Genomic DNA, 23,321 nt, shown 5'->3' on the forward strand with positions numbered 1-23,321 from the left:
AGCGCGCGCCGGTTCAAAACCGGGACGCGTGCGGGCGTGCCGGGGTGGTTTCGCCGGGTAGAAGCGCCGCGTGCCGCAGCGCGTCCACCACCGTTTCGGCGCAGGAGACGCTGTCCTTGCGGGCCCATTGGGTCGCATCTTCCCAGACCCGGTTATAGGTCCGCTCATAGATCAGCTTCGCGACGAATTCCGTCACGTCGCCCTGTGCGATATCTGCATGTGCCGCGTGCGTCGGTGTCATGTGGGCTCCTTGTGAAACCGGGAACGGGCGCGACTGCGTCCGTCCTCAGGTGGGCCCCCGCCCGTTGATCTCAGAGTACGGGGCGCGGGCGGCGGGGCGCTGCGTCCTCGTCGGTGTCGGAAGGGTCGGGCAAAGCCTGCGGGCCATGTCCACCGCCGTGGAAGCGCTCGGCACCGGGAGGCGGCATCTGCGGGGCGAGCGGCGCGCCGAACGCGAAGGCCAGCGGGCCGCGCGGCGGGCCGGGGGGCAGCGCCGCGGAAAGATCGGCAGCGCGCTGGAGCTGGTCTTCGCTGAGCTTGGCCTTCAGCGCCGTGAGCGCGTCGAGCACCGCCTGGGCCTTGGCGCCCTGTTCTGCCATGTGGTGCGCGATGGCCTCGGCACGCTGGAAGGCGGCGGGCTTCGGCTCGTCCTGCGGCGGCTTGGGCGGCTGGAGCAGCGCCAACACCGCATTGGTATAGGCGCGCCACACATCGAACTGGTCGGCGCGGATGCCGATGAAGGTCTCCATCGCCGCGAGCGCGGCGGAAGCGACCATCTGCCCGCCCAGGGGTGGAGGGCCGGCGAACGGGCCGGCATGAGGAGCGACGTCTTGTGCCGCCTCAGGTGCGCCCGGTCGCCCGGTGACGCCGGGCTGCCGGTCACGCGGACCGGGCGGAGTCGCTTCGGCCAATTGCACGGCGCGGGCGGTCATGGCGAACTGGCTCGTTCCTTCGCGGGCTGAAAGGCGGTCCGTGCTCTTCGCCGGAACGGTGGCGCCATCGGCGAAGGCAAGGCCGCCGGCCGCGAAGCCGGCCACGCCGATGCCGAGCGCCAGCACCACCGAGGGGGCGAGAATGGCCCGTTTCAACATGTGCGTCGTCCTCAAGTCGTTTTCGATGACCGGACGCTGCGCCTCTGCAATTGCCCCGGTATGGCGGTTGGTTTCTGGATGTTTCCGAAAATCGGGGATTTGTGAGCGGCCATTGCTGTGCGCATGATGGCAATGGAAAATTGCAATCCGCTGGCGGATCTTTGCGCCGCCTGCGCTAGAGCGATGGGGTCAGCAACGGGAAACTTTCAGTTGGAAGCGGCGCCGCATATTCTCGTGGTCGATGACGACCATGAAATCCGAAAACTGCTCGGTCGCTATCTCGCGAGCCAGGGGTTTCGTGTGTCCTTGGCCGCGAGCGGCCGGGAGATGGAAGAAAAGCTCACCACCAACCGCATTGATTTCGTCGTGCTGGATCTCATGCTGCCCGACGCCTCGGGCCTGGATCTGTGCCGGTCGCTGCGCTCGCGCTCGCGGGTGCCGATCATCCTCCTGACCGCGCTCAAGGAGGAGGTGGACCGCATCATCGGCCTTGAAGTCGGGGCGGATGATTATCTCGGCAAGCCGTTCAATGCACGCGAGCTGGTGGCCCGCATCCGCGCGGTGCTGCGGCGCATGCACGATGTGCCGCCCGACCCCGGCCTCGCGCAGAAATACAGCTTCTGCGGCTTCACGGTGGAGCGCAGCGCACGCCAGGTGCTGGATGCCCAGGGCGTGGACCTGGCCTTCACCGCCGCCGAATTCGACTTGCTGCTCGCCTTCCTGGAGCGGCCCGGCCGCATCCTGTCGCGCGATCAGTTGCTCGACATCACCCAGGGCCGGGAGGCGGGTCCCTTCGACCGCTCCATCGACGTGCTGGTGAGCCGGCTGCGGCGCAAGCTCGGGGACGCCGGTACGTTTCAGATCCTGAAGACCCAGCGCAATGGCGGCTATCAGTTTGCCGCGCGGGTGGAGACGCTCGAGACCGCATCGTGAAATCCCTGCGCGCGCGGGTGACGGCGCTTCTGGTGGTGGCGATCCTCCTCGTCCTCGTCCTTGCCACGGCGGTGTTTCTTCTGGTCAACGGCCGCCCGCGCCCGCTGTTCGAGAAGGCGGCGACCGCGAGCCAGCTCGCGCTGGTGCTGAAGATGGTCGAGAGCGGGGCGGATGCCGTCGCGGGCCCGGACATCGTTAGCGACACCCCGCCCGAAGGCATGGCCGATCCATTTGCCTCCCGGATGCTGACCGAGGCTCTGGGGCGACTGGGCGTCACCCGCGCCGTGACCGTGGTTTCGGAATTCGGCCCGGGGACCGCGCGCGAGGGCGCGCCGCCCTCCGGTGGCCCGCCGGACGAGGAGGGCCGAGGGCATCTGGCGCTGGTCCATCTCAAGGACGGCCGGTGGCTGAAATTTCCCATCGAGCAGCTCATGCTGCCCCCGCCGCCCGCGATTCCCTACGGTGTGCTGGGCTGGTTCGCCCTGGTCGCGCTTGGCGTCACGGTGGTGGTGGCGGTGGCGGTCCAGCGTCTGCTGCGGCCGCTTGCGCTCATCGAGCAGGCGGTCGATCAGGTGAGCGTGGACGGTTCGCTGCCGCAGCTCGCCGAAACCGGCTCCACCGAGGTGCGCGCGGCGGCGCGCACCATCAACCTGCTCTCCCACCGCCTGAAGATGGCGATGGACAGCCGCATGCGGATCGTCGCGGCAGCCGCGCACGATTTGCGCACGCCGCTGACGCGCCTGCGCCTGCGGGCGGAGTTCATCGAGGACGACGAAGAGCGGGAGCGCTGGTTCAACGATCTCGCCGAGCTCGACCACATCGCCGACAGTGCCATCCGCCTGGTGCGCGAGGAGGTCAGCGGTACGCCCGACGAGGACGTGTCGCTCGACGAGGTGGTTAAGGCCGTGGTGCGCGAGACCGGGCAAAGCGGCCTTAACGCCGATCTCGTGGAGATGTGCCCGCTGATCGTCGCCGGCAAGCCGCTCTCGCTCAAGCGGGCGATCCGCAATCTCGTGGTCAATGCGGCCACCCACGGGCGCGGCGCGCGGGTCTATCTGCGCGCGGGCGCAGGGTGTGCCTTGCTGCTGATCGAGGACGACGGGCCCGGCATTCCCGAACATCTGATGGCGCAGGTGTTCGAGCCCTTCTTCCGGACCGATCCGGCGCGCCAGGTGACGATTCCCGGCGCGGGCCTCGGGCTCGCCATCGCCCATGAGATCATCCAGCGGCACGGCGGCAAGCTGGTGCTCGCCAACAAGCCGTCCGGCGGCCTGATCCAGCGGGTGGAACTGCCCGCTGTCGACGAACATCAGGATTTGGCGGACCGCGATGCCTCGTGACTCAACGCGGCATCGCGTTGCGTCTGCCGCTTCGTTACGCGAACCGGAGCCCCGTTCGCCCGCAAACGCGCGCTAGGTCCGATCGACATTCACCGGCCTGGTGTATCGTCGAGGCGCCTCACGGCACATGCGCACGATTGCCTTTCTTTCACCGGTTGTCATGGCCGGGCGTGTCCCGGCCATCTACGCCGGGTCGCCCGAGCGGGCCTTGAAAGCCGGTACTGCGGTGCCGCGTGGATGCACGGGACAAGCCCGTGCATGACGATGCTCTGCTGCAATCGCGCCAAGCCATGCATGCCGATCCGGCTCTAGACCGCATTCACGAGGCTGCGGCCGTCGCGGCGGAGATAGAGCGCGGCGGTGGCCAGCAGGCCGCACAGGGCGGCGAAGCCGAGCCACAGGCCGGGCGCGGCCTTGTCTCCCGTCGCCTCGATGAGCCAGGTGCAGGCGGCCGGCGTGAAGCCGCCGAACAGAGCGGTGGCGAGGCTGTAGGCGAGCGAGAAGCCGGAGGTGCGCACGTTCACCGGCATCACTTCGGTGAGCGCCACCACCATGGCGCCGTTATAGCTCGCGTACAGGAACGACAGCCACAGCTCCACCAGCAGCATGCGGCCGAAGGTGGGATCGCTCACCAGCCAGGCGAGCGTGGGATAGCCCGTCACCAAAGCGAGCAGGGAAAAGCCCGCGAGCAGCGGCCAGCGCCCGACCCGGTCCGACAGCGCGCCCATGACCGGCAGCCAGAAGAAATTCGATACGCCAATGCAGAAGGTCACGATCAGGCTGTCGGCGGCGCTCAGCTTCAGCACCGCGCGGCCGAAGGTGGGAGTGTAGACCGTGATCAGGTAGAAGGAAACGGTGGTCATCACCACCAGCATCATGCCCGCCAGCACCAGCGGCCAGTTGGTGAGCATGGAGCGGAAAATCTCGCTGGCGTCGGGGCGATGCTTGCGCGCGAGAAACTCTTCGGTCTCCTGGAGCGAGGTGCGGATGACGAATATGAACGGCACGATCATGCAGCCGATGAAGAAGGGGATGCGCCAGCCCCAGTCGGACACCATCTGCGGGCTCATCCATTCGTTCAGGGCGAAGCCGAGCGCGGCGGCGACGATGATCGCCACCTGCTGGCTCGCCGACTGGAAGCTCACATAGAAGCCCTTGTGGCCGGGCGTCGCCATTTCCGACAGATAGACCGAGACCCCGCCCAGCTCCACGCCGGCGGAAAAGCCCTGGAGCAGCCGGCCGATCAGCACCAGCAGCGGCGCCAGCAGGCCGATGGTGGCATATCCCGGCACGAAGGCGACGAGAATGGTGCCGCACGACATGATGACCAGGGTCAGGATCAGGCCCTTGCGACGGCCGATCTTGTCCACATAGGCGCCGAGGATGATGGCGCCGAGCGGCCGCATCAAAAAGCCCGCGCCGAAGGTGCCGAAAGTCAGCATCAGGGAGGCGAACGGGTCGTGCACCGGAAAGAACGCCGCGGCCAGATGCGTGGCGTAAAAACCGAACAGGAAGAAGTCGAACATCTCCAGGAAATTGCCGCTGGTGACGCGGAATACCGTGGCGGCCTTCGAAGGGGATTTGCGGGGCAGGCTGGCGTCCATATGCGCGGCTTCGGTCATCGCGTTCTCCATGGGCCGTGCGGCCCCGTCCGCTGCAACCGCTTCTGGATAGGGAGCTTTTTGCCCGCAGGCAATGGCGGGCCGGGGCGTGCGGAGCGCTTGCGCGGAAGGTGTGGCACGGCGGTATCAGAGGCGGATCAAAAAATATATTGCGCGCGATTTAATCGTGAGCTATATGAATGGTCATGGGGTTGCCGCTTGGGCTCGCACATGGCGAGAGGGGTGGTTGCCGCAGCGTCCGAAACGGATTTTCAAAGGAGACATCCCATGTCTGTCGATGTGAAATACACCACCCAGGCCACTGCCACCGGGGGCCGCGATGGCCGCTCCACCACTGCCGACGGCACGCTCGACGTGAAGCTGACCACCCCGAAGGAGCTCGGCGGCGCTGGCGGCGAAGGCAATAATCCCGAACAATTGTTCGCGGCCGGCTATTCCGCCTGCTTCCTTGGCGCGCTGAAGTTCGTCGGCGGTCAGGAAAAGGTGCACATCCCCGCCGACGCCACGGTGACCGCCACGGTCGGAATCGGCCCGCGCTCGGAAGGCGGCTTCGGCATCACCGCTTCGCTGAAGATCTCGCTGCCCGGCATCGAGCGCGCCCAGGCCGAGGATCTGGTTGCCAAGGCGCATCAGGTTTGCCCCTATTCCAACGCGACCCGCAACAATGTGGACGTGGGCCTCGAAATCGCCTGAGCGATCTCGCGTCGGGGGGGCGGCCTCCGCAAGGGCCGCCGCCCTCACGCCACAAAAGAAAACCCCCGCCGCGGCCGAGCCGGGCGGGGGTCTTCGTTTCAGACGTCAGAAAGGCGAGGGCTCACCAGCCCGGACGGCAGTGCAGGCCGCCGTAGGGGCCGCGCCAGCACGCGCCGGGGCGCCAATAGGGGCCGTAGCCGTACCACCAGTCGATGAACAGGCTGGCGCTGGTGCCGGAGACCGGCTTCTCGTCGCTGAGCAGCTTGTAATTATAGACCAGCGTGTCGCCGGTGAGCACCGGGTTGGTGAGTTCCACCACGGCGGTCACGGGCTTGCCGTCAACGGTCACGGAGAGCGTGGCGTTGGGGGCGTCCTTCTGGAAGCTGTCCTTGCCGGTGTTCCAGAATTTCACGAAGTTCGCGGTCGGCGCATCGCCGGTCATCCGCTCGGGACGGTCGGAGAACATGAGGGTCTGGGGCGCGACGCCCTTCAGGGTGATCGTCTTGTCGTCGACCGTGACCGAATCGGCGACCTGAACGAACAACCAGTTGGCCGGCTTCATTTCCTCGGTATTGGCTGGCTTTGCGCCTTGGGCATTCGCCATGCCGATGGCACCGACCATCGCGAACAGCGCGCCGAAAATCACAGATTTCATCGATCTCTCCCGGGCAGGGTGAATCCGCACTACACGCGCACATTACCACCGCGCCCGCGCTTTACCAGAGCTCTCGTGCCTTTTGCTGGCGGGAAAAATGCTTGCCGGCTTATGGTTAAGATCGCATTGCGTTTTGGTGTCGCCGGCGCGGCATGTGTCAGTTAAATGAACTTGTGCGCAACCTTCGATCAGGTTTGCCACAGACTCGAATACTTCCAGAAACTGGGTGCTTCCCTGGGAAGGCGAAGGCGGCGGAAGTCGCCGCCGTCACGTTCAGCTGTCCAGCAGGCCGGCGAGCTTCAGCGCCACGCCCTGCGAGCCCTCCACCCGCAGCCGCCCGGTGGAGAAGGCCAGCATGGGGCCGATGCGCCCGGTGATGAGCTTGTCCAGCGTGTCGGTGGAGAGCTTGAGCACGGCATCGGCCTCGCCGGTGCCCTCGCTCACCTCCACGGCCGGGCCGGTGGCATCCAGCAGGATGGATTCGTCGGTGTCGGTCAGTTCGAACCGCACGCGATAGCCGAGCTCGCTCAAGGCGCCGGCGCGATCGTTCATGAGCTCGATGAGGGAGGAAAGGTCTGCCATGGTCGGTCCTGAAATGCGGGGCGCGGTGCCGCTGCGCCGCGTCCAAAGAAGGGGGCGCGCCCTCGGCACGCCCTGGGTTAGGATCAGAAGGCCGCGTCGTCCAGCGCCATCATGGATGCCTTGCCGGTCTTGATGGAGCCCCACAGGGCCGCCACTTCCGGCAACAGGCGATCGATGAAGAAGCGCGCCGTGACGATCTTGGCCTCGTAGAAGGCGGCCTCGCCATTGGCCTCGCCGCGCTTTTGCAGCGCCACTTCCGCCATGCGCACCCACATGTAGCCGAGCGCCACGAGCCCGAACAGCCGCAGATATTCCGTGGCCGCGGCGCCCGCCTCGTCCGGATCCTGCATGCCTTTCTGGGCGATATGGGCGGTGGCGAGCTGGAGCGCGCCGAACGCCTTGCCGAGCGGACCCACCAGTGGCCCGAGGTCGGGATCGTCCAGCTTGGCGTCGATATAGTTCAGCACCGGATGGAAGAAGGCGCGCAGATAGCGCCCGGTATGGGCGCCAAGCTTGCGCCCCACCAGATCCAGCGCCTGCACGCCGTTGGTGCCCTCGTAGATCATGGCGATGCGGGCATCGCGCAGATATTGCTCCATGCCGTGGTCGCGGATGTAGCCGTGGCCGCCATAGACCTGCACGCCGAGCGAGGCATTGGTGAAACCGAGATCGGTGAACATGGCCTTCACGATGGGGGTCATGAGGGCGGTGAAATCCTCCGCCTGCTGGCGCTCCTCCGGATCGTTGGAACGCTCCATCAGGTCGAGGTTGCGCGCCACCCAGCCGGACAGCGCGCGGCAGCCTTCGTTATAGGCGCGCATGGTCATGAGCGTGCGCCGCACGTCGGGATGCACGATGATCGGGTCGGCGGGCTTGTCGGGATATTTGGCCCCCGTCAGCGCGCGGCCCTGGAGACGTTCCTTGGCATAGGTGACGGCGCCCTGATAGGCGGCCTCGCCGACGCCGAGCCCCTGGGTGCCGACCGAGAGGCGCTCGGAATTCATCATGGAGAACATGGCCCGCATGCCCTTGTGCGGCTCGCCGACCAGCCAGCCCTTGGCATCGTCGAACGAGAGCTGGCAGGTCGCCGAGCCGTGGATGCCCATCTTGTGCTCGATGCCGGTGCACTGCACGCCGTTGCGCATGCCGGGCCGGCCATCTTCCGTCGGCAGGAATTTCGGCACCAGGAACAGGCTGATGCCCTTGATGCCCTTGGGCGCGTCCGGCAGGCGGGCCAGCACCAGGTGGATGATGTTCTCGGTCAGGTCGTGCTCGCCGGCGGAGATGAAGATCTTGTTGCCGGTGATGGAATAGCTGCCGTCGTCCTGCGGCTCCGCCTTGGTGCGCAGCAGGCCGAGATCGGTGCCGCAATGGGGCTCGGTGAGGCACATGGTGCCGGTCCAGCTGCCCTCCACCATCTTCGGCAGATAGCGTTCCTTCAACTCCTGCGAGGCGTGGTTCTTCAGCGCGATATAGGCCCCGTGGGTGAGGCCGGGATAAAGGCCGAAGGCAAGGTTGGCCGAGCACATCATCTCCTCGATGAACTTGGTCACGCTCGCCGGCAGGCCCTGGCCGCCCCATTCCGGATCGCAGGCGATGCCGTTCCAGCCGCCCTCGCGATAGGTGTCATAGGCCTGCTTGAAGCCCTTGGGCGTGCGCACCACGCCGTTCTCATAGGTGCAGCCTTCCTGGTCGGCGGCCATGTTGATGGGCGCCAGCACCTCGGTCACCAGCTTGCCGGCTTCCTCCAGCACGGCGTCGATGAGATCCGGTGTGACCTCTTCGAGGCCCTTCATGTCCTTCAGGCTTTCGCTGCCATGCAGTTCGTGCAGCACGAAGCGCATGTCGCGGAGCGGGGGCTGATACGTCTGCATGGTCGCTCTCCCGTGATTTTTGACTTTGCGAAAAGCTCCCTCTCCCGCTTGCGGGGGAGGGGCGGGGAGGGGGCCATCAAGCAGGGCACCATTTGCCAAACTGCGATCGTCCGCCTTCCCCCTCCCTAGCCCTCCCCCGCAAGCGGGAGAGGGGACCGTTCAGGCGATACGGCTCAGTTCCGCAGCGGACGGCCGGTTTCCAGCGTGTGCTCGATGCGGGCGAGCGTCGCGTTGGTCTTGATGAGGCGCATGAAGTTCGCCCGCTCAAGCTCCAGCACCTGGGCTTCCGTGACCGGCTCGATATGGTCCGCCTTGCCGCCGGACAGAACCTCCGCGAGCGCGCCCGCCACCACCAGGTCATGCTTGGTGGCCATGCCGCGCTTATGGAAACTCTCCGCCGCCATCACCAGGGCGGTCTTGCCGGAAGGGCCGGGCAAGGTGAGGTCCTTCGGCTTGGGCGGCACGTAGTTTTCCGCCAGCGCCAGGGCCTTGGCCTTGGCATCCGCCAGCAGGCGGTCGCGGTTCATGGTGATGCCGTCGGTTTCGCGCAGGAACAGATATTCCTTCGCCTCGGCGGCGGATTTCGAGACCGTGGCGACGCTCACCAGCTCGAACACCTTCGAAGTGGCGGGCATGGGCCCCTTGGGCATGCCCTTGGCATTCTGCCAGCGGGTCAGCATCTCCTTGCAGCCGCCCCAGCCGGGCAGCAGGCCGACGCCGCATTCCACGAGGCCGATATAGCTTTCCGCATGGGCCTGCACCGCATCGGAATGCAGCAGGATCTCGCAGCCGCCGCCGAGCGCCATGCCGGCAGGTGCCGAGACGACGGGGAAGGGGGCGTATTTGAGGTCCTGATAGGCCTTCTGCCCGGTGGCGACCAGCTTCTCCACCTCGCCGAACGCCGCGATGTTACAGGCGAACAAAGCGAGGCCGAGATTGGCGCCGACCGAGAAATTGGTCCCCTCGTTATAGATCACGAGCGCCTTGTACTTGTCCTTCACCAGGCGCGTCGCCTTGCCGAGCAAGGTGATGATGCCTTCGTCCAGCGAATTGCCCTTGCTGGTGAATTCCAGGCACACCACGCCGTCGCCGATGTCCCACAGCGCCGCCGAGCCATTCTTCATCAAGGGCTCGCTGTGAAGCTTGATGTCGGCGAGCAGCAGCACGCCGTCCGGGCGCACCACGTCATGATAGGCGCCGTCCAGCCCGAGATATTGCCGCTTGCCGCTCTCCACCCGGTAGAAGGGCTTGGTCTCGGCGCTGGCGAGCAAAGCGGGAATCTCTTCCCCATCCGCCTTCAGGCGGGCGATGAGGTTTGCCGCGCCGATCTTGTCGATCAGCTCGAACGGCCCCCATTTCCAATTATAGCCGAGGCGCATGGCCTCATCGATGGCGACCACATCGTCGGCAGCCTCGCCCACCAGGCGGGCGGCATAGGCGAGGGTGCGCCCCATCACTGCCCAGGCGTAGCGCCCGGCCGCGCCGGGGGCGGAGAGAAGGGCGAGGAGATCCTTGCCGCCGCCGTCCTCAAGCTCCGGCAGCGCCGCCTTCTCCTGCGGGCGATATTCGCCGGTTGAAAGATCGATGGCTTCCTTCAGCTTGCCGCCATTCTCGCGGTTCAGGCGATAGAAGCCGCCCTTGCCCTTGCGGCCCGTATATCCGGTCTCGATCATGGTCTTGACCAGGGGGATATCGCGCAGGGTCGCATGGAAGGCATCGCTCTTGGGAAGCGCGCGCTCCAGGCTGCCCTGGACGTGGGGCATCAGGTCGAGTCCGATGAGGTCCAGCAGGCCGAAAATGCCGGTCTTGGGAATGCCGAACGGGCGGCCCATGACGGCGTCCGCCTCTTCCACCTTCAGGCCGGTCTCGATCGCTTCGCCCACCGCGAGGTTGAGCCAGAAGGTGCCGAGGCGATTGGCGATGAAGCCGGGCGTGTCCTTGCAGGTCACCACCGTCTTGCCGAGCTTCACGTCGGCGAAGGCCGAGACCTTGGCGACGGTGGCGGGGTCGGTGTGCGGCCCGGCGACGATCTCCAGCAGCCGCATGTAGCGCGGCGGATTGAAGAAATGGGTGATGAGGAAATCGCGGGCGAAGCTTTCCGGCAGACCGGCGGTCAAATCGCCCAAGGGGATGGTGGAGGTGTTGGACGACACCGCGCTCCCCGGTGTGCGGGCGGCCTCGATCCTGGCATAAAGCGCCTGCTTGATGTCCAGCCGCTCGATCACCGCTTCCACGATCCAGTCGCAGGAGGCGAGCTGGTCGAGATGGTCCTCGGTATTGCCGGGGGTGACGAGCTTGGCGGCGGCTTTCGACATGAAGGCGGCGGGATCCGCCTTCAACAGGCGGGCGATGGCGCCTTCGGCGATGGCATTGCGATTGATCGCACCCTCGGGGACGATGTCCAGCAGCAGCACCGGAATGCCCGCATTGGCCACATGGGCGGCGATGCCGGCGCCCATGACGCCGGCGCCGATGACGGCGACCTTCTTGATTTCGTTCATCTCGCGCGCTCCCGGTCAGATGCGTTCGAGAACGGTGGCGATGCCCTGCCCGCCGCCGATGCACTGGGTCGCCAGCGCATAGCGCCCGCCCTCGCGCTGGAGCAGGGCGGCCGCCTTGCCGACGATCCGCGCGCCGGTGGCGCCGAGCGGATGGCCGATGGCGATGGCGCCGCCGTCAATATTGATGGTGTCCTCGCGCAGCCCGAGATCGCTGATGCAGGCCAGCGCCTGGGAGGCGAAGGCTTCGTTCAGCTCCACCACGTCGAGATCGCCGACATGGATGTTGGAGCGCGCCAGCGCCTTGCGGGTGGCGGCGACGGGACCGATGCCCATGATTTCCGGCGCGCAGCCCGCCACCGCGACGCCGCGCAGGCGGGCGAGCGGGGTGAGGCCGTGCTTCTCGGCATAAGCTTCGGTGCAGACCAGCACGGCGGAAGCGCCGTCGGTCAGCGGCGAGGAGGTGCCGGCGGTGACGGTGCCGTTTTCATCGAAAGCAGGCTTGAGGCCGGCGAAATCCTCGGCCTTGGCCTCGGTGCGGATGCAGCCGTCCACGTCCACGCTCTTGCCATTGATGCGGATGGCGACGATCTCATCCTTCAGCCGACCCTCGGCCTGGGCTTTCGCGGCCTTCTGCTGGCTCTTGAGGGCGAAGGCGTCCTGATCGGCGCGGCTGATCTGCCATTTGCGCGCGACGTTTTCGGCCGTGTCGCCCATGCCCATGTAGGCGGCATGGTTCTTTTCATAAAGGGCGGGGTTCGGCATCGGGTTGAAGCCGGTCATGGGCACGCGGCTCATGCTCTCGACCCCCGCGCACACGAACACCTCGCCGGCGCCGAGCTGGATCTGTCCGGCGGCCATGTGGATCGCCTGCATGGAGGAGCCGCAGAAGCGGTTCACGGTGACACCGGCGACCGATTGCGGCAGGTCGGCGATCATGCCGATGAGGCGCGCCACGTTGAAGCCCTGTTCGGCCTCGGGAAAGGCGCAGCCGACGATGAGATCCTCGATGTCCTCGGGATTGACCTTCGTGCGGGCAATCAGCTCGCGCACAACCTGGGCGGCCATGTCATCCGGGCGGACGCGCGCGAGGTCCCCCTTCTTGGCGGGCGCGAAAGGCGAGCGGGCATAGCCTGCGATAACCACGTTCTGCATGGGCTCTCCTACCAGATGTCTTTTGTTGCCAAGTGTTCTTGTTCGGATATCAAGTGTTCTTGTTAGGTGTCGGATGTTCTTGCGTATGGCATCAAATAAATCGTCGCACACATTCAATATTTGAACTGGTGCCAGGGCGTTTCGTGCGAAAGCGACCAGCGGCGGGTCTGCCCGATCATGGCGCGCCATTCATGACGCCCGATAGACGCCCGCTGACATTTGCGGCGCGCGGGCAGGGACCCGCAATGGCGCGCCCGGGCTGAGGCACCGGGACGGAGCGCGGTGCCTCAGCCAGCGATGCGCTTGGAGGCGACTTCCTGCTTCAGGGCCTCCTCGGTCTGCGCCTCGATCTCCTTCAGCTCGACGATGGTTTCCTCCAGCGCCAGGCGCTGGTCCTCGAGCATCTCCAGGCGCGTGCGCACCTGCTTCAGCAGCAGGCGGATCTGCTCGATCTGGGTCGGATCGACATCGTACAGGTCAAGGTAATCCTTGATTTCCCGCAGGCTGAAGCCGAGCCGCTTGCCGCGCAGGATCAGCGCCATTCGCGCCCGATCGCGCTTGGTATAGACGCGGATATTGCCGGCACGGCGGGGCGTGATGAGCCCCTTGTCCTCGTAGAAGCGGATGGTGCGGGCCGTGACGGCGAGATCGCGCGCCAGCTCGGTCACGGTGAAGAATGTGTCGGTTATGGCACCGGAGGCGCCGCGCTTAACTACCACTGTCGCACCCTTACCTATACGTCATCCAACGAACGGCAGGATACATGCTTTAACCTTGGGCGCAAGCCCCTGCCCGCGCGGCCCGGAAGACATGGGTTTGGTGAGCTTTATGCCAATATTGCGATGCGAAAGATTCGGATCGCTCATCAGGGCGATGCACAATGACTCAACCTGTGCCAGGCACCCTCTTCCAGTGGAAAAAGGTCAATCCAGCTGTCGTATCACTATCGATCCGATCGGAATTCAATAGTTCAGAAGGAGACATCTATCTCGGAGACGTTGCACGTCTGCCACAGAAGGGTGGTTAAAGTCATTTTCGGACATCATAGGGCGATAGTCCGGTTGACGCTGCCAGCCGAATAGGCATCTTTGTTGACGTATAGGGCATCGCAAGCACTGATACGTGCGCCGCACAAAGACGGGATGCCTGTCGGAAACGCAACCTTAGGGGGCATCATGTCCAAACGTCACGCTATCGCCTGCACCGGTACCGCCGCCTTGATGATGCCGGCCTTGTTGCTGGGGGGCGCTTCAACCGCCTCGGCGGGCGGGTTCGGCCTGCGCGAGCAAAGCGCCTATTATCAGGGCACATCGTTCGCCGGTAACGCCGCGGGCGGGGCGGGCCTTGCCTCCATGTATTGGAACCCGGCGGCCATGGGCTTTGCCCCCGGCCTCTCGGTGGAAGGCAATGTCACCTATATCGCCCCCCATGCCTCGATCGACGTGATCGGCGCCCGCAGCGCGCTCGGCACCAATCTGGGAAATGTGGGCGTCGGCGATATCGTCGACAATGGCACGCTCCCCACCAGCTATATCAGCTATGCGTGGGATCGCTGGGCGGTGGGCCTCGCCGTGACCTCGCCCTACGGCCTCATCACCGACGCGCCGTGCAACTGGTCCGGCCGTTATTATGGCTGCTACAGCCGCATCTTCGACATGAACGCCACCACATCGGTGGCCTATAGGGTCAACGACTGGCTGACCCTCGGTGGCGGTGTCGTGATCAATTACATCGACGCCAAGCTGAACCAGGCGCAGATCCTCACCGGCGCGCCGTCCTATCTTCAGGGTTCCGCCGAAGTGAACGGCGACGATTTCGGCGTCGGCTTCACCCTCGGCGCCCTGTTTACCTTGCGCCCCGGCACCACGCTCGGCATCGGCTATCGCTCGGCCGTCGACCAGAATCTCAGCGGCTCCGTCACCTCGTCTCTGCCCATCGGCACGATCGCCGGTCAGGCGCCCGCGACCGCCGGCCTGAACCTGCCGGACCAGATCACCGCCAGCTTGCGCTCGCAGCTCGATCCGCGCTGGACCGTGCTCGGAACGGTTGAATGGACCAACTGGTCCAACCTTCAGCAGCTGGTCATCCAGCCGAACAGCGCGGTCCCCTCTGCTCCCTCGATCCTGTCGCTGCATTGGCAGGATGGATGGTTCTTCTCCGGCGGCGTCGAATATCAGTGGGACCCCAAGCTGACCCTACGCGCCGGTCTTGCTTATGAAATTTCCCCTGTCACCGACGAATACCGCACCCCGCGCCTGCCGGACAGCAATCGCCTTTGGCTCTCCGGAGGTCTGACCTATGCGTGGACGGATAATCTCAGCATTGATCTCGCCTATACTCACATCTTCGGTGACAGCGGCCCGATCAACCTGTCCCCGCTTGATACGGCCAATCTCACCCGTGGCGTGCTGGTCGCCGAAGTGAATAACGCCTATGTGGATATCGTGTCGGTCGGCGTGCGCTACCGCTTCGACTCTGTGCCGGTGAAGACCGCCCTCATCACCAAGTGAGGTGAGCGGGGCGCGGCCGGGAAAGCGTACCAGGCTTCGCTTTCCCGGCGCAATTGCGCCCCATGATGCGCGCGGTGGCACCTTCAGGCGCCCCGCAAGCAAGAGAGGCCGGCGCCGTGTCACACGGCGAAGTGCGCCTCCATCGAGAGGGGAAACAGAGATGCTTGATCGCAATCAGGACGCAGGCATCGCGGCAGCGCCGGTGAACGACCTGCTGGACGTCAGCGTGGCCGAGCATGGGGCGCGCCCGGCCATGAATTTCATGGGCCGCAAATGGACCTATGCCCAGCTGGGCGCGATGGTCGATGCCGCCGCCGCCGGGCTCCAGCGCCTCGGCGTGCGCAAGGAGACGCGGGTCGGCCTGTGCCTGCCCAATACGCCGTATTCGGTGATCTTCTATTACGCGATCCTGCGCGCCGGCGGCATCGTGGTGAATTTCAGCCCGCTTTACGTGGAGCGGGAGCTGGCCAACCAGATCCGCGATTCCGGCACCACGATCATGGTGGTCCCGGACCTGAAGGTGATCCATTCCCGCGTCGCCGCCGTCGCCGCGGAAGCCGGTCTGAAGTCGATCATCGTCTGTCCGTTCGCACAGGTTCTGCCCTGGTTGAAGGGGCTGCTGTTTCCGCTGCTGCGGCGCAAGGACCTGGCGGAATTTTCCCGCGAGGATGGCCGCCATATCCGCTATCAGGACCTAGTGCGCGATGTCGGCCGGCCGGCGCCGATCTCGGTCGATCCGCTGCGCGATGTCGCGGTGCTGCAATATACCGGCGGCACCACGGGCATTCCCAAGGGCGCAATGCTGACCCATGCGAATGTGGTCGCCAATGCGCGCCAGGTGATGGCGCACGTCAATTGCCTGGAAGTCGGCGGCGAGCGGGTGCTCGGTGTGCTGCCGCTGTTCCACGTATTCGCCATGACCACGGTGATGAACATTCCCATCGCCGCCGGATCGGAAATCATCCTCGTGCCGCGCTTCCATCTCGGCGACCTGCTGGCCACCATCGCCGCGCAGAAGCCGACCCTGTTTCCCGGCGTGCCGACCATCTACACGGCGATCAATAATGCGCCGGACCTCGCCAAATATGATTTGTCCTCGCTGCGGCTGTGCATTTCCGGCGGCGCGCCCTTGCCGGGCGAGGTGCGCCACCGCTTCGAGGAACTGAGCGGCTGCAAGCTGGTGGAGGGCTATGGGCTGAGCGAGACCGCACCGGTGCTCACCGCCAATCCGCCGCTCGGCGTCATCAAGGACGGGTCGGTCGGCACCGCGGTTCCCGGCACGCAGATCGAGATTCGCGATCTCGCCGATCCCACCCGCTTGGTTCCACTGGGAGAAAAGGGCGAGGTCTGCGCACGCGGCCCGCAGGTGATGGCAGGCTATTGGAACCGGCCGGAGGAAACCGCCCACGCGTTCGTGGACGGCGCGTTCCGCACCGGCGATGTCGGCTATCTGGATGCCGACGGCTATCTGTTCCTGGTGGACCGCATCAAGGACGTGATCCTGTGCGGCGGATATAATGTTTATCCGCGGATGATCGAGGAAGCGCTCTATCTGCACCCGGCGGTGGCGGAATGCGTGGTGATCGGCGTGCCGGACAAATATCGCGGCCAGAGCCCCAAGGCCTTCGTGACCCTGCGCGCGGAGGCGCACGCGACGCCCGAGGAATTGCTCGCCTTCCTGGCCGAGCAAGTTTCGAAGATCGAAATGCCGAAGGACGTGGAGATCCGCGACACCCTGCCCAAGACCCTGGTGGGCAAGCTTTCCAAGAAGGAACTGGTGGAGGAGGAGCGGCGCAAGCACGCCCAGGCCTGAGTGCGCAGGCCAGAGTGCTCAGGCCCGAGCGCGGATGGCGCCGCGCGCTGCGCCGAAATGCTCCACGGGGCGGCGGCGCGGTGGGGTAGGATGCTGCGGGAACACCCCACGGCCAGCGGCGTTGCGGAAGCGAGAGGCATAGCGCCGCCGAGGGAAGGACGCCGCAGATGGACACCGCATATGGGCTTTGAAACACGCGTGGCGCGCGGGGTGGCTGTGGGCTGCCTCGTTGCCACCGGCTTCCTGGTCGCCTGGCTGGTGTCCGATCTCATCCTGCTGATCTTTGCGGCAGTGCTGATCGCGGTCGCGCTGCATGCCCTGGCCGAGCCGATCGCGCGCGCCACCCGGCTGCCGCAACGGGGCGCGCTCGCGGTGGCCGCGCTTCTGGTCGCCATAGTCATCGGGCTCACGCTCTATCTCTTTGGCAGCCTCATCCGTGCTCAGGTGATTGAACTGGTGCAGCGCCTGCCCGAGGCCTGGGCAGAGTTCCGGGACCGCTTCGGATTGCAGGGCCTGACCGACGATCTGATTCGCCGCGCGGAAAATGCGGTGCCGTCGGGCACGACGGTGCTGACCGCGCTGCGCGGCTTCACCAGCAATGTCGCCAACGTTTTCCTCGGCCTGTTCCTGGTGGTGGTCGGCGGCATTTATCTCGCCATCCAGCCGCATCTGTACCGCCGGGGCATTCTCCTCGTGTTCCCGGAAGACTGGCGGCTGCAGGTCGACACCGCGCTGGACCGGGCGAATCTCGGCCTGCGCAATTTCCTTAAGGCGCAGCTCCTGGCGATGATTCTGGTGGGCGTGCTGAGTGGCGTCGGCCTGTCGATCATCGGCATACCTTCAGCGTTCGCGCTCGGCCTGTTCACCGGGCTCGCGGAATTTGTTCCCATGATCGGTCCGGTTGTGTCGGCGGTGCCGGCGTTGCTGCTCGCCTTCACCGTGGGCTATGAGGAGGCGGCCTGGACGCTCGCTCTGTTCGTGGTGGTGCAGCAACTGGAAGGCAATGTCATTTCCCCGCTGTTGCAGCAGGAGATGGTTTCCATCCCCCCGGCGGTCAGCCTGTTCGCGGTGGTGGCGTTCGGCACATTGCTCGGACCGCTCGGCGTGCTGCTGGCGACGCCGCTGACGGTGGTGGTGTTCGCGGTCTGGCGGCGCGAGGCGCTTGCCGGTCCGGCGGGGCAGGGCGCGGCCGTGGAAGAGGTTTCTGGGCAAGAAGGTTCCGGAAACGGCACGCCGCCGGCCTGAGGGCGCTGGTGCGAAGGCCGTGCACGGCGGGCGCAAGCAGCTTGAGCGCGACCATAAGGCGCGTTTGAAACCCGCGCGCATCGGATTGTTTGCGGTGGCGTGGGCGCCGTGTATGTTCGCGCGCCCGTTCTCGACCATGCCCCGCCAGCGCCGCAGCGCCGGTGCGCGGCATGATCCAACCTCTTTACGCGGTACGCATTCCGGCGAGGGGATCTTGTGCCCATTCCCGGTCGTGCCAGGGAAAATGCGCGCATGGCTCGCGATATGCTGGATGCGACCCCGATCCAATCCCGCGACGCGTTGGTCGCCTGGATCGAACAGGGGAACAAGCCGGAATCTGCCTTCCGGCTCGGCACCGAGCACGAGAAGATCCCCTTCACCCTCGGCCGGCATGAACCCGTTCCCTATGAGGGGGAAGCGGGCATCCGGGCGGTTCTGGAGGGCATGCAAAAGCTCTCCGGCTGGGAGCCGATCCTGGAAGGCGAGACCTTGATCGGCCTTGCCGACCCCGACGGCGGCGGGGCCATCTCGCTGGAGCCGGGCGGGCAATTCGAGCTGTCCGGCGCGCCGCTCCTGACGATTCACGAGACCTGCTCGGAGATCAACACGCACCTGACGCAGGTCCGCCAGGTGGCCGAGCCCCTCGGCATCGGCTTTCTCGGCATCGGCATGAGCCCGAAATGGACCCGCGCCGAGACCCCGGTGATGCCCAAGGGCCGTTACAAGATCATGGCCAATTACATGCCGAAGGTCGGCACGCTCGGCCTCGACATGATGTTCCGCACCTGCACCGTCCAGGTGAATTTGGATTATTCCTCGGAAGCGGACATGGTGCGCAAGCTGCGGGCGAGCCTCGCGCTCCAGCCCATCGCCACCGCCTTGTTCGCCAATTCCCCCTTTACCGAAGGCAAGCTGAACGGCTTTCTCTCATTCCGCTCACAGATCTGGCGCGACACCGACAACCAGCGCGCCGGCATGCTGCCCTTCGCCTTCGAAACCGGTATGGGGTTCGAGCGTTACGTCGACTATGCGCTTGATGTGCCGATGTATTTCGTCAAGCGCGGCGATGCCTACATCGATGTTGCCGGCTCCTCCTTCCGCGATCTTCTCGCCGGGCGCCATCCCGCGCTGCCGGGCGAGACCGCGACCTTGTCGGATTGGGTCAATCACCTCTCCACCATCTTCCCCGAAGTGCGGCTGAAGCGCTTTCTGGAGATGCGCGGGGCGGATGCGGGGCCGTGGGCGGAACTATGCGCCCTCCCGGCGCTGTGGGCCGGTGTGCTGTATGATTCCGTCAGCCTCGATGCCGCGCTCGACCTGGTGAAGAATTGGACCGAGGCCGAGCGGCAGGCGCTGCGCGACGACGTGCCCCGCCTCGCGCTCGATGCCAGCATCGCCGGCCGCAAGGTGCGCGATATCGCCGCCGACATGGTGGCCCTCTCCGAGGCCGGCCTGAAGCGGCGGCGGCATCTCGACAGCCAGGGCCGCGACGAGACGCGCTTCCTCGCCCCGCTGAAGGAGGTGCTCGCCAGCGGCAAGACCCCGGCGGAAAAGCTGCGCGACCTCTATCTCGGCCCCTGGAACGAATCGGTGGAGCCGGCCTTCACGGCGCTCGCTTACTGAGCCGACCGACCCGGGTACGGCGGTACATATGTGCCTCGCGCATGGCGGCCATGCGCGGGCGGGTGGTTCGCGCAGCGTCCGGGTGGGGTCTAACGGACCATCTCCCGGAGTTTGGAATTCAATGGCCGCGCCTCCGCCTCCCGCCGCCCCGACCGTGTTCGGCCCCGTGGAGGCGACGCTTTATGCCGCGACCGTGCTGCTCTGGGGCACCGGCTGGCTACCCCTGCGCCTGCAATTGGGCGTCGTCGCGCCGGAGGTCTCCGGCATGCTGCGCTTCCTCGTCGCCGGGGCGATCATGTTCCTGGCGGTGGGCTTTTCCGGCGGCCGGCTCGCCTTTAGGCCGCGCGATCATCTGCTGTTCGCCGGGCTCGGCGCGTGCCTGTTCTCGCTGAATTTCCTCACCTTCTATTATGCCGGCTACCATCTGAAATCCGGCGTGATGTCGGTGGTGTTCTCGCTCGCCTCGGTGTGCATCCCGGTTCTGTCGGCGGCGATATTCGGCACCCGCCTGACCGCGCGCATCCTGGTGGGCACCTTGCTCGGCGTGGGCGGCATTGCTTTGGTGTTCGAGCCGAGCCTTGTGGAAACCGGCTTCGACGGGCCGGTTCTCATCGCGCTCGCGCTCGCGATCGCCGGCACGGTGCTGTTCTCGCTCGGCAGCCTGTTGACCGGCGTGGTCTCGCGGCACGGCCTGCCGCTGTTTTCCGCCACCGCCTGGGGCATGGCCTATGGGTGCCTGGTGTTCTTTCTGGCGACGCTGGTCTCCGGCGCGCCGGTCCAGGTGGAATGGACGCCGCGCTATCTCGGCGCGCTCGCCTATCTGATCGTCGGGCCGACCCTGCTCGGCTTCGCCATCTATCTGCAATTGATTCGCCGCATCGGCGCGAGCCGCGCGGGCTATGGCACGGTGCTGTTTCCGCTGGTGGCGCTCGTCATCTCCACCGTGTTCGAGGGCTATCACTGGACGCTGGAAGCCGGCCTCGGCGTCGCCCTGGTGCTCGCGGGCAATGTGGTGGTGCTGACCAAGGGCCGCGCGGCGGCGCGCTGAGGTTATTCGGCGGCGTCGGACTCGGTGACATTGTCCAGCCCCTGGATGATGTGGAGCGCGAGCGCGTCGGCGAGCGTGTTCGGCTCGTGGCGATTGCGCAGCAAGGCGATGTCGCAGGGCGGAAGGGGCGGGTAGCCGTCCGCCGGCCCGAGCACGCGCATGCCCGGCCGCAAAGCCGATTCGGGAAAGACGCTGATGGCGAGGCCCGCCAGGACGGCGGCGGAGACGGCACCGGCATTGGGGCTGGTATAGAGCACGCGATGGGCGCGCCCGCAGGCGGCAAGACGCGTCACCGCCGCGTCCCGCCATACGCAGGTGGGGCGGCCGAGGGCGAGCGGCACCGGGGTTTCGAGATGGGCGGCATGCCGCGCGGAGCCGACCCAGAGCAGCCGCTCGCGGCGGATCACCTGCGAATCGCGGGCCGAGGTCTCGGTATAAGTGATGATGGCGAGATCGAGCGTGCCGGCCTTGATGCGCTCCACCAGTTCGCAGCTCGGCTCGCAGATGACGGTGAGTTCCACCGAAGGATGCGTGCGCGAGAAGCGGGCCATGATTTCCGGCAGATAGCGATCCGCATAATCGTCCGGCACGCCCAGGCAGACGCGGCCCGACAGCGTGGCATCGGCGAAGCTCGCCACCGCTTCCAGATTGAGCTTCACGATGCGCCGGGCATAGTCCAGCAGGCGCTGGCCGTCGTCCGTCAGGCGCGAGGCGCGTCCGTCGCGGGCGAACACCGGCCGCCCGACCCGCTCCTCCAGGCGCTTCATCTGCATGGACACCGCCGACTGGGTCTTGTGAACCACTTCGGCCGCGCGCGTGAAGCTGCCGGTCTCGGCGATGGCGACGAAGGTTCGCAGCTGATCGGTGTCGAGCAAGATGGTCATGGGCGATCTCGATGTATCAGCAGAAATGATATTTCAGATGAATAACATTCGCTAGCGTGATTTTACGTACCGTCGCACAAGCAGGGGGCCGCGGTGCGGCGAGATCGGGTGGTCCCCCCGAAGCTTCAGGGAGCAGAACGGTCAGACGTCGGGAGATGGAGATGACGATGAATACGCATGGCGAAATTCGCACGGCTGGTGTCGCGCCCTTCGGCGCCGTCCTGGCTGCGGTCCTGCTGCATGTGATCAGCCAGGGACTGAAAGTGAGCCGCGCCATGGAGCATCGCCGCGCCGTACGCGCCCTCGGCGCCCTCGACGATCATATGTTGCGCGACATCGGCCTGACGCGCGGCGACGTGCGCGACGCGGCGGCTGAACCGCTCTGGGCCGATCCCTCGGTCCTGCTGGTGCGGCGCGCGGTCGAGCGCCGCGCGGCGGCATGGCTCAAGACGCGCCGCGCGCGCTGATCGCGCCAGATTTTCGATTGGCGGTCAAAGCCCCTCGCGACCGCCCATCTGGGCCCGTGCCGGCCGCAACCGGCGCGGGCCTTTTTTATCCGCCCGCCCTCAGCCCTTGCGGGTCGGCCGCGTGCCGGTCTTCGGCGGCGAGGCATGGCCGTGGGCTGCGCTGCGACCGAGCATCTGGCTCCAGAAATCGGGAAACGGATAGAAGGCGGCGAGGCTGGCGAACGGGGCGGCCGGATCGTGGCCGCCGGTGCTCGCGTTCGGCGGGAAGCCCTGGGCGAACAATTGGGCGAAATAATCCTGCATCGGCCATTGCCCCAACGCCGCCGGGGGCTCCGGCGGAGGTGGGGGAGGCGGCAGGGCGAGGGGTTTCGCGGTAGCGACCTGGTGCGGGGCGGATTGCCGGGCAGCGGATTGGCGCGCCGCCGCCTCGCCGGAAACCGCCGCCATGGTCTCCATCATGGCGGCAATAAGTTCCTGCCACGCATTGGCGGCATTGCCGTAAAGATCCTGGCTCGCCGCGCCGGCCCGCTCCGCCGGTCCGCGATGGAGGCCTGCCGGGGCGCGCGCGGCACCGGGCCAGGACGCGCCCATGGACGCGCCCATGCCGGGCTGGCCCCACGCGCCGGCATTGCCGGCGGTCCAGGGGGATTGCAGCATCATCTGCGCGAACGCATCCACCCAGGGATTGCCGGTACTCTGGGACTGGCGCGGCATGGCGCTGTTCATCCAGGTCGCAAGTCCGTCTACCCAGGGATTGCCGGTGGGCACGGGGAGCCCGTTGGCGCGCGCCAACATGGCCGCGAGCATCTGGTTCATGGCGCCCGAGGCGGCGAGCGATTTGGTGAGGCCGCCCATCACCAGGGTTGCGAAATCGGGCATGATCTTACGCACGACCGCGGTGGCAAGGCCGCTGCTGGCCGCCGCATGATTCGCCACCGCCGCGCTGATCTCCGGCGAACCGAAGAGCGCGTCGAGCGCATTGGCGCCGGCCTGCGAGAATTGGTCGGGCGCGGCGGGGCGGCGATCGTAGAGGCCGCCATACGGGCCGCGCATCATCAGCACCATGAGGTTGGCGAGTCCCTCCGGCGATTGCATGGCCCGTTGGATGCCGGCCGCGAAGGCGGGCATGACGGCTTCCGCGGCCTTCTGCGCCTGCTGTGCCGTGAGGCCGTAGATCTGAGCGAGATTCTCAAGGCCCTGCCCGCCTTGAGCAGCCCTCAGCAATTGCACGAACTGGTCCATTTTACGGCCTCCCGAGTTCGCGACTCTACGCCATCGTCTCGCCAAA

The 23,321-nt window shown here is 66.2% G+C and carries 20 protein-coding genes; 9 read left to right on the top strand and 11 right to left on the bottom strand.

Going from position 1 to position 23,321, the window contains the following annotated elements:
* Positions 1 to 13 precede the first annotated feature (13 nt).
* Together V5G24_RS10700 and V5G24_RS10705 are read right to left on the bottom strand one after the other, a co-directional pair.
* Positions 14 to 241 carry a hypothetical protein gene (locus tag V5G24_RS10700; RefSeq protein WP_394082863.1) on the bottom strand — a complete coding sequence of 76 codons (228 nt, stop codon included), beginning with the start codon at positions 239 to 241 and terminating at the stop codon, positions 14 to 16.
* A gap of 70 nt (positions 242 to 311) precedes the next feature.
* Positions 312 to 1,091: a hypothetical protein gene (locus tag V5G24_RS10705; RefSeq protein ID WP_394082861.1), complete on the bottom strand. Its 780-nt coding sequence runs from the start codon at positions 1,089 to 1,091 to the stop codon at positions 312 to 314.
* 210 nt (positions 1,092 to 1,301) lie between these two features.
* Between V5G24_RS10705 and V5G24_RS10710 the strand changes: the two genes are divergently transcribed.
* Entirely contained in the window at positions 1,302 to 2,024 is a 723-nt protein-coding gene (locus V5G24_RS10710) for a response regulator (RefSeq protein ID WP_394082859.1), read from the top strand.
* A complete protein-coding gene (locus tag V5G24_RS10715) occupies positions 2,021 to 3,364 on the top strand; it encodes an ATP-binding protein (protein WP_394082857.1) in 1,344 nt (447 codons plus the stop codon). The genes V5G24_RS10710 and V5G24_RS10715 overlap by 4 nt, the downstream gene beginning before the upstream one ends.
* 308 nt (positions 3,365 to 3,672) lie before the next feature.
* On the opposite strand, the gene V5G24_RS10720 is transcribed toward V5G24_RS10715, so the two are convergent.
* Positions 3,673 to 4,968 carry an MFS transporter gene (locus tag V5G24_RS10720; protein ID WP_394083094.1) on the bottom strand — a complete coding sequence of 432 codons (1,296 nt, stop codon included), beginning with the start codon at positions 4,966 to 4,968 and terminating at the stop codon, positions 3,673 to 3,675.
* A 285-nt stretch (positions 4,969 to 5,253) separates the two neighbouring features.
* Here V5G24_RS10720 and V5G24_RS10725 point away from each other — a divergent pair, with 285 nt between their 5' ends.
* Positions 5,254 to 5,679: an organic hydroperoxide resistance protein gene (locus V5G24_RS10725; RefSeq protein WP_394082855.1), complete on the top strand. Its 426-nt coding sequence runs from the start codon at positions 5,254 to 5,256 to the stop codon at positions 5,677 to 5,679.
* A 121-nt stretch (positions 5,680 to 5,800) separates the two neighbouring features.
* On the opposite strand, the gene V5G24_RS10730 is transcribed toward V5G24_RS10725, so the two are convergent.
* The 6 genes from V5G24_RS10730 to V5G24_RS10755 form a co-directional block, all read right to left on the bottom strand.
* The gene (locus V5G24_RS10730) at positions 5,801 to 6,334 is read right to left on the bottom strand and encodes a hypothetical protein (RefSeq protein WP_394082853.1); all 534 of its coding nucleotides are present in this window, start codon (positions 6,332 to 6,334) and stop codon (positions 5,801 to 5,803) included.
* 273 nt (positions 6,335 to 6,607) lie between these two features.
* Positions 6,608 to 6,916: an SCP2 sterol-binding domain-containing protein gene (locus tag V5G24_RS10735; protein ID WP_394082851.1), complete on the bottom strand. Its 309-nt coding sequence runs from the start codon at positions 6,914 to 6,916 to the stop codon at positions 6,608 to 6,610.
* Between the two features lie 83 nt (positions 6,917 to 6,999).
* The gene (locus tag V5G24_RS10740; protein ID WP_394082849.1) at positions 7,000 to 8,790 is read right to left on the bottom strand and encodes an acyl-CoA dehydrogenase C-terminal domain-containing protein; all 1,791 of its coding nucleotides are present in this window, start codon (positions 8,788 to 8,790) and stop codon (positions 7,000 to 7,002) included.
* Positions 8,791 to 8,963: 173 nt separating this feature from the next.
* Positions 8,964 to 11,291 (bottom strand): 3-hydroxyacyl-CoA dehydrogenase/enoyl-CoA hydratase family protein, encoded by a 2,328-nt coding sequence (locus V5G24_RS10745; protein WP_394082847.1) that lies wholly within the window; start codon positions 11,289 to 11,291, stop codon positions 8,964 to 8,966.
* Positions 11,292 to 11,306: 15 nt separating this feature from the next.
* Positions 11,307 to 12,443 carry a thiolase family protein gene (locus V5G24_RS10750; RefSeq protein ID WP_394082845.1) on the bottom strand — a complete coding sequence of 379 codons (1,137 nt, stop codon included), beginning with the start codon at positions 12,441 to 12,443 and terminating at the stop codon, positions 11,307 to 11,309.
* A 287-nt stretch (positions 12,444 to 12,730) separates the two neighbouring features.
* Positions 12,731 to 13,162, bottom strand: coding sequence for a MerR family transcriptional regulator (locus tag V5G24_RS10755; protein WP_394082843.1), 432 nt, complete (start codon positions 13,160 to 13,162; stop codon positions 12,731 to 12,733).
* Positions 13,163 to 13,618: 456 nt separating this feature from the next.
* Between V5G24_RS10755 and V5G24_RS10760 the strand changes: the two genes are divergently transcribed.
* From V5G24_RS10760 to V5G24_RS10780, 5 genes are all read left to right on the top strand, one after another.
* A complete protein-coding gene (locus V5G24_RS10760; RefSeq protein WP_394082841.1) occupies positions 13,619 to 14,953 on the top strand; it encodes an OmpP1/FadL family transporter in 1,335 nt (444 codons plus the stop codon).
* A gap of 160 nt (positions 14,954 to 15,113) precedes the next feature.
* Positions 15,114 to 16,766 carry a long-chain-fatty-acid--CoA ligase gene (locus V5G24_RS10765; RefSeq protein WP_394082839.1) on the top strand — a complete coding sequence of 551 codons (1,653 nt, stop codon included), beginning with the start codon at positions 15,114 to 15,116 and terminating at the stop codon, positions 16,764 to 16,766.
* Between the two features lie 180 nt (positions 16,767 to 16,946).
* Entirely contained in the window at positions 16,947 to 18,011 is a 1,065-nt protein-coding gene (locus V5G24_RS10770; RefSeq protein WP_394082837.1) for an AI-2E family transporter, read from the top strand.
* Between the two features lie 252 nt (positions 18,012 to 18,263).
* Entirely contained in the window at positions 18,264 to 19,634 is a 1,371-nt protein-coding gene (locus V5G24_RS10775) for a glutamate--cysteine ligase (RefSeq protein WP_394082835.1), read from the top strand.
* A 121-nt stretch (positions 19,635 to 19,755) separates the two neighbouring features.
* Positions 19,756 to 20,682 (top strand): DMT family transporter, encoded by a 927-nt coding sequence (locus tag V5G24_RS10780; RefSeq protein ID WP_394082833.1) that lies wholly within the window; start codon positions 19,756 to 19,758, stop codon positions 20,680 to 20,682.
* 2 nt (positions 20,683 to 20,684) lie between these two features.
* Here V5G24_RS10780 and V5G24_RS10785 read toward each other — a convergent pair whose 3' ends face one another.
* Positions 20,685 to 21,566: a LysR substrate-binding domain-containing protein gene (locus V5G24_RS10785; RefSeq protein WP_394082831.1), complete on the bottom strand. Its 882-nt coding sequence runs from the start codon at positions 21,564 to 21,566 to the stop codon at positions 20,685 to 20,687.
* A gap of 161 nt (positions 21,567 to 21,727) precedes the next feature.
* Between V5G24_RS10785 and V5G24_RS10790 the strand changes: the two genes are divergently transcribed.
* The gene (locus V5G24_RS10790; protein ID WP_394082829.1) at positions 21,728 to 22,033 is read left to right on the top strand and encodes a DUF1127 domain-containing protein; all 306 of its coding nucleotides are present in this window, start codon (positions 21,728 to 21,730) and stop codon (positions 22,031 to 22,033) included.
* A gap of 99 nt (positions 22,034 to 22,132) precedes the next feature.
* Here V5G24_RS10790 and V5G24_RS10795 read toward each other — a convergent pair whose 3' ends face one another.
* Positions 22,133 to 23,275 (bottom strand): DUF937 domain-containing protein, encoded by a 1,143-nt coding sequence (locus V5G24_RS10795; RefSeq protein WP_394082827.1) that lies wholly within the window; start codon positions 23,273 to 23,275, stop codon positions 22,133 to 22,135.
* Positions 23,276 to 23,321: the final 46 nt, after the last annotated feature.

Source organism: Roseixanthobacter finlandensis (assembly GCF_043195105.2).
Taxonomy (GTDB): domain Bacteria; phylum Pseudomonadota; class Alphaproteobacteria; order Rhizobiales; family Xanthobacteraceae; genus NCEH01.

Excerpts from the sequence above, each read along its gene's own strand:
- V5G24_RS10700 (WP_394082863.1), bottom strand. The coding sequence starts at position 241 with ATGACACCGACGCACGCGGCACATGCAGATATCGCACAGGGCGACGTG.
- V5G24_RS10705 (WP_394082861.1), bottom strand. The coding sequence starts at position 1,091 with ATGTTGAAACGGGCCATTCTCGCCCCCTCGGTGGTGCTGGCGCTCGGC.
- V5G24_RS10720 (WP_394083094.1), bottom strand. The coding sequence starts at position 4,968 with ATGGACGCCAGCCTGCCCCGCAAATCCCCTTCGAAGGCCGCCACGGTA.
- V5G24_RS10725 (WP_394082855.1), top strand. The coding sequence starts at position 5,254 with ATGTCTGTCGATGTGAAATACACCACCCAGGCCACTGCCACCGGGGGC.
- V5G24_RS10730 (WP_394082853.1), bottom strand. The coding sequence starts at position 6,334 with ATGAAATCTGTGATTTTCGGCGCGCTGTTCGCGATGGTCGGTGCCATC.
- V5G24_RS10735 (WP_394082851.1), bottom strand. The coding sequence starts at position 6,916 with ATGGCAGACCTTTCCTCCCTCATCGAGCTCATGAACGATCGCGCCGGC.
- V5G24_RS10740 (WP_394082849.1), bottom strand. The coding sequence starts at position 8,790 with ATGCAGACGTATCAGCCCCCGCTCCGCGACATGCGCTTCGTGCTGCAC.
- V5G24_RS10745 (WP_394082847.1), bottom strand. The coding sequence starts at position 11,291 with ATGAACGAAATCAAGAAGGTCGCCGTCATCGGCGCCGGCGTCATGGGC.
- V5G24_RS10750 (WP_394082845.1), bottom strand. The coding sequence starts at position 12,443 with ATGCAGAACGTGGTTATCGCAGGCTATGCCCGCTCGCCTTTCGCGCCC.
- V5G24_RS10760 (WP_394082841.1), top strand. The coding sequence starts at position 13,619 with ATGTCCAAACGTCACGCTATCGCCTGCACCGGTACCGCCGCCTTGATG.
- V5G24_RS10765 (WP_394082839.1), top strand. The coding sequence starts at position 15,114 with ATGCTTGATCGCAATCAGGACGCAGGCATCGCGGCAGCGCCGGTGAAC.
- V5G24_RS10770 (WP_394082837.1), top strand. The coding sequence starts at position 16,947 with ATGGGCTTTGAAACACGCGTGGCGCGCGGGGTGGCTGTGGGCTGCCTC.
- V5G24_RS10775 (WP_394082835.1), top strand. The coding sequence starts at position 18,264 with ATGGCTCGCGATATGCTGGATGCGACCCCGATCCAATCCCGCGACGCG.
- V5G24_RS10780 (WP_394082833.1), top strand. The coding sequence starts at position 19,756 with ATGGCCGCGCCTCCGCCTCCCGCCGCCCCGACCGTGTTCGGCCCCGTG.
- V5G24_RS10785 (WP_394082831.1), bottom strand. The coding sequence starts at position 21,566 with ATGACCATCTTGCTCGACACCGATCAGCTGCGAACCTTCGTCGCCATC.
- V5G24_RS10790 (WP_394082829.1), top strand. The coding sequence starts at position 21,728 with ATGACGATGAATACGCATGGCGAAATTCGCACGGCTGGTGTCGCGCCC.
- V5G24_RS10795 (WP_394082827.1), bottom strand. The coding sequence starts at position 23,275 with ATGGACCAGTTCGTGCAATTGCTGAGGGCTGCTCAAGGCGGGCAGGGC.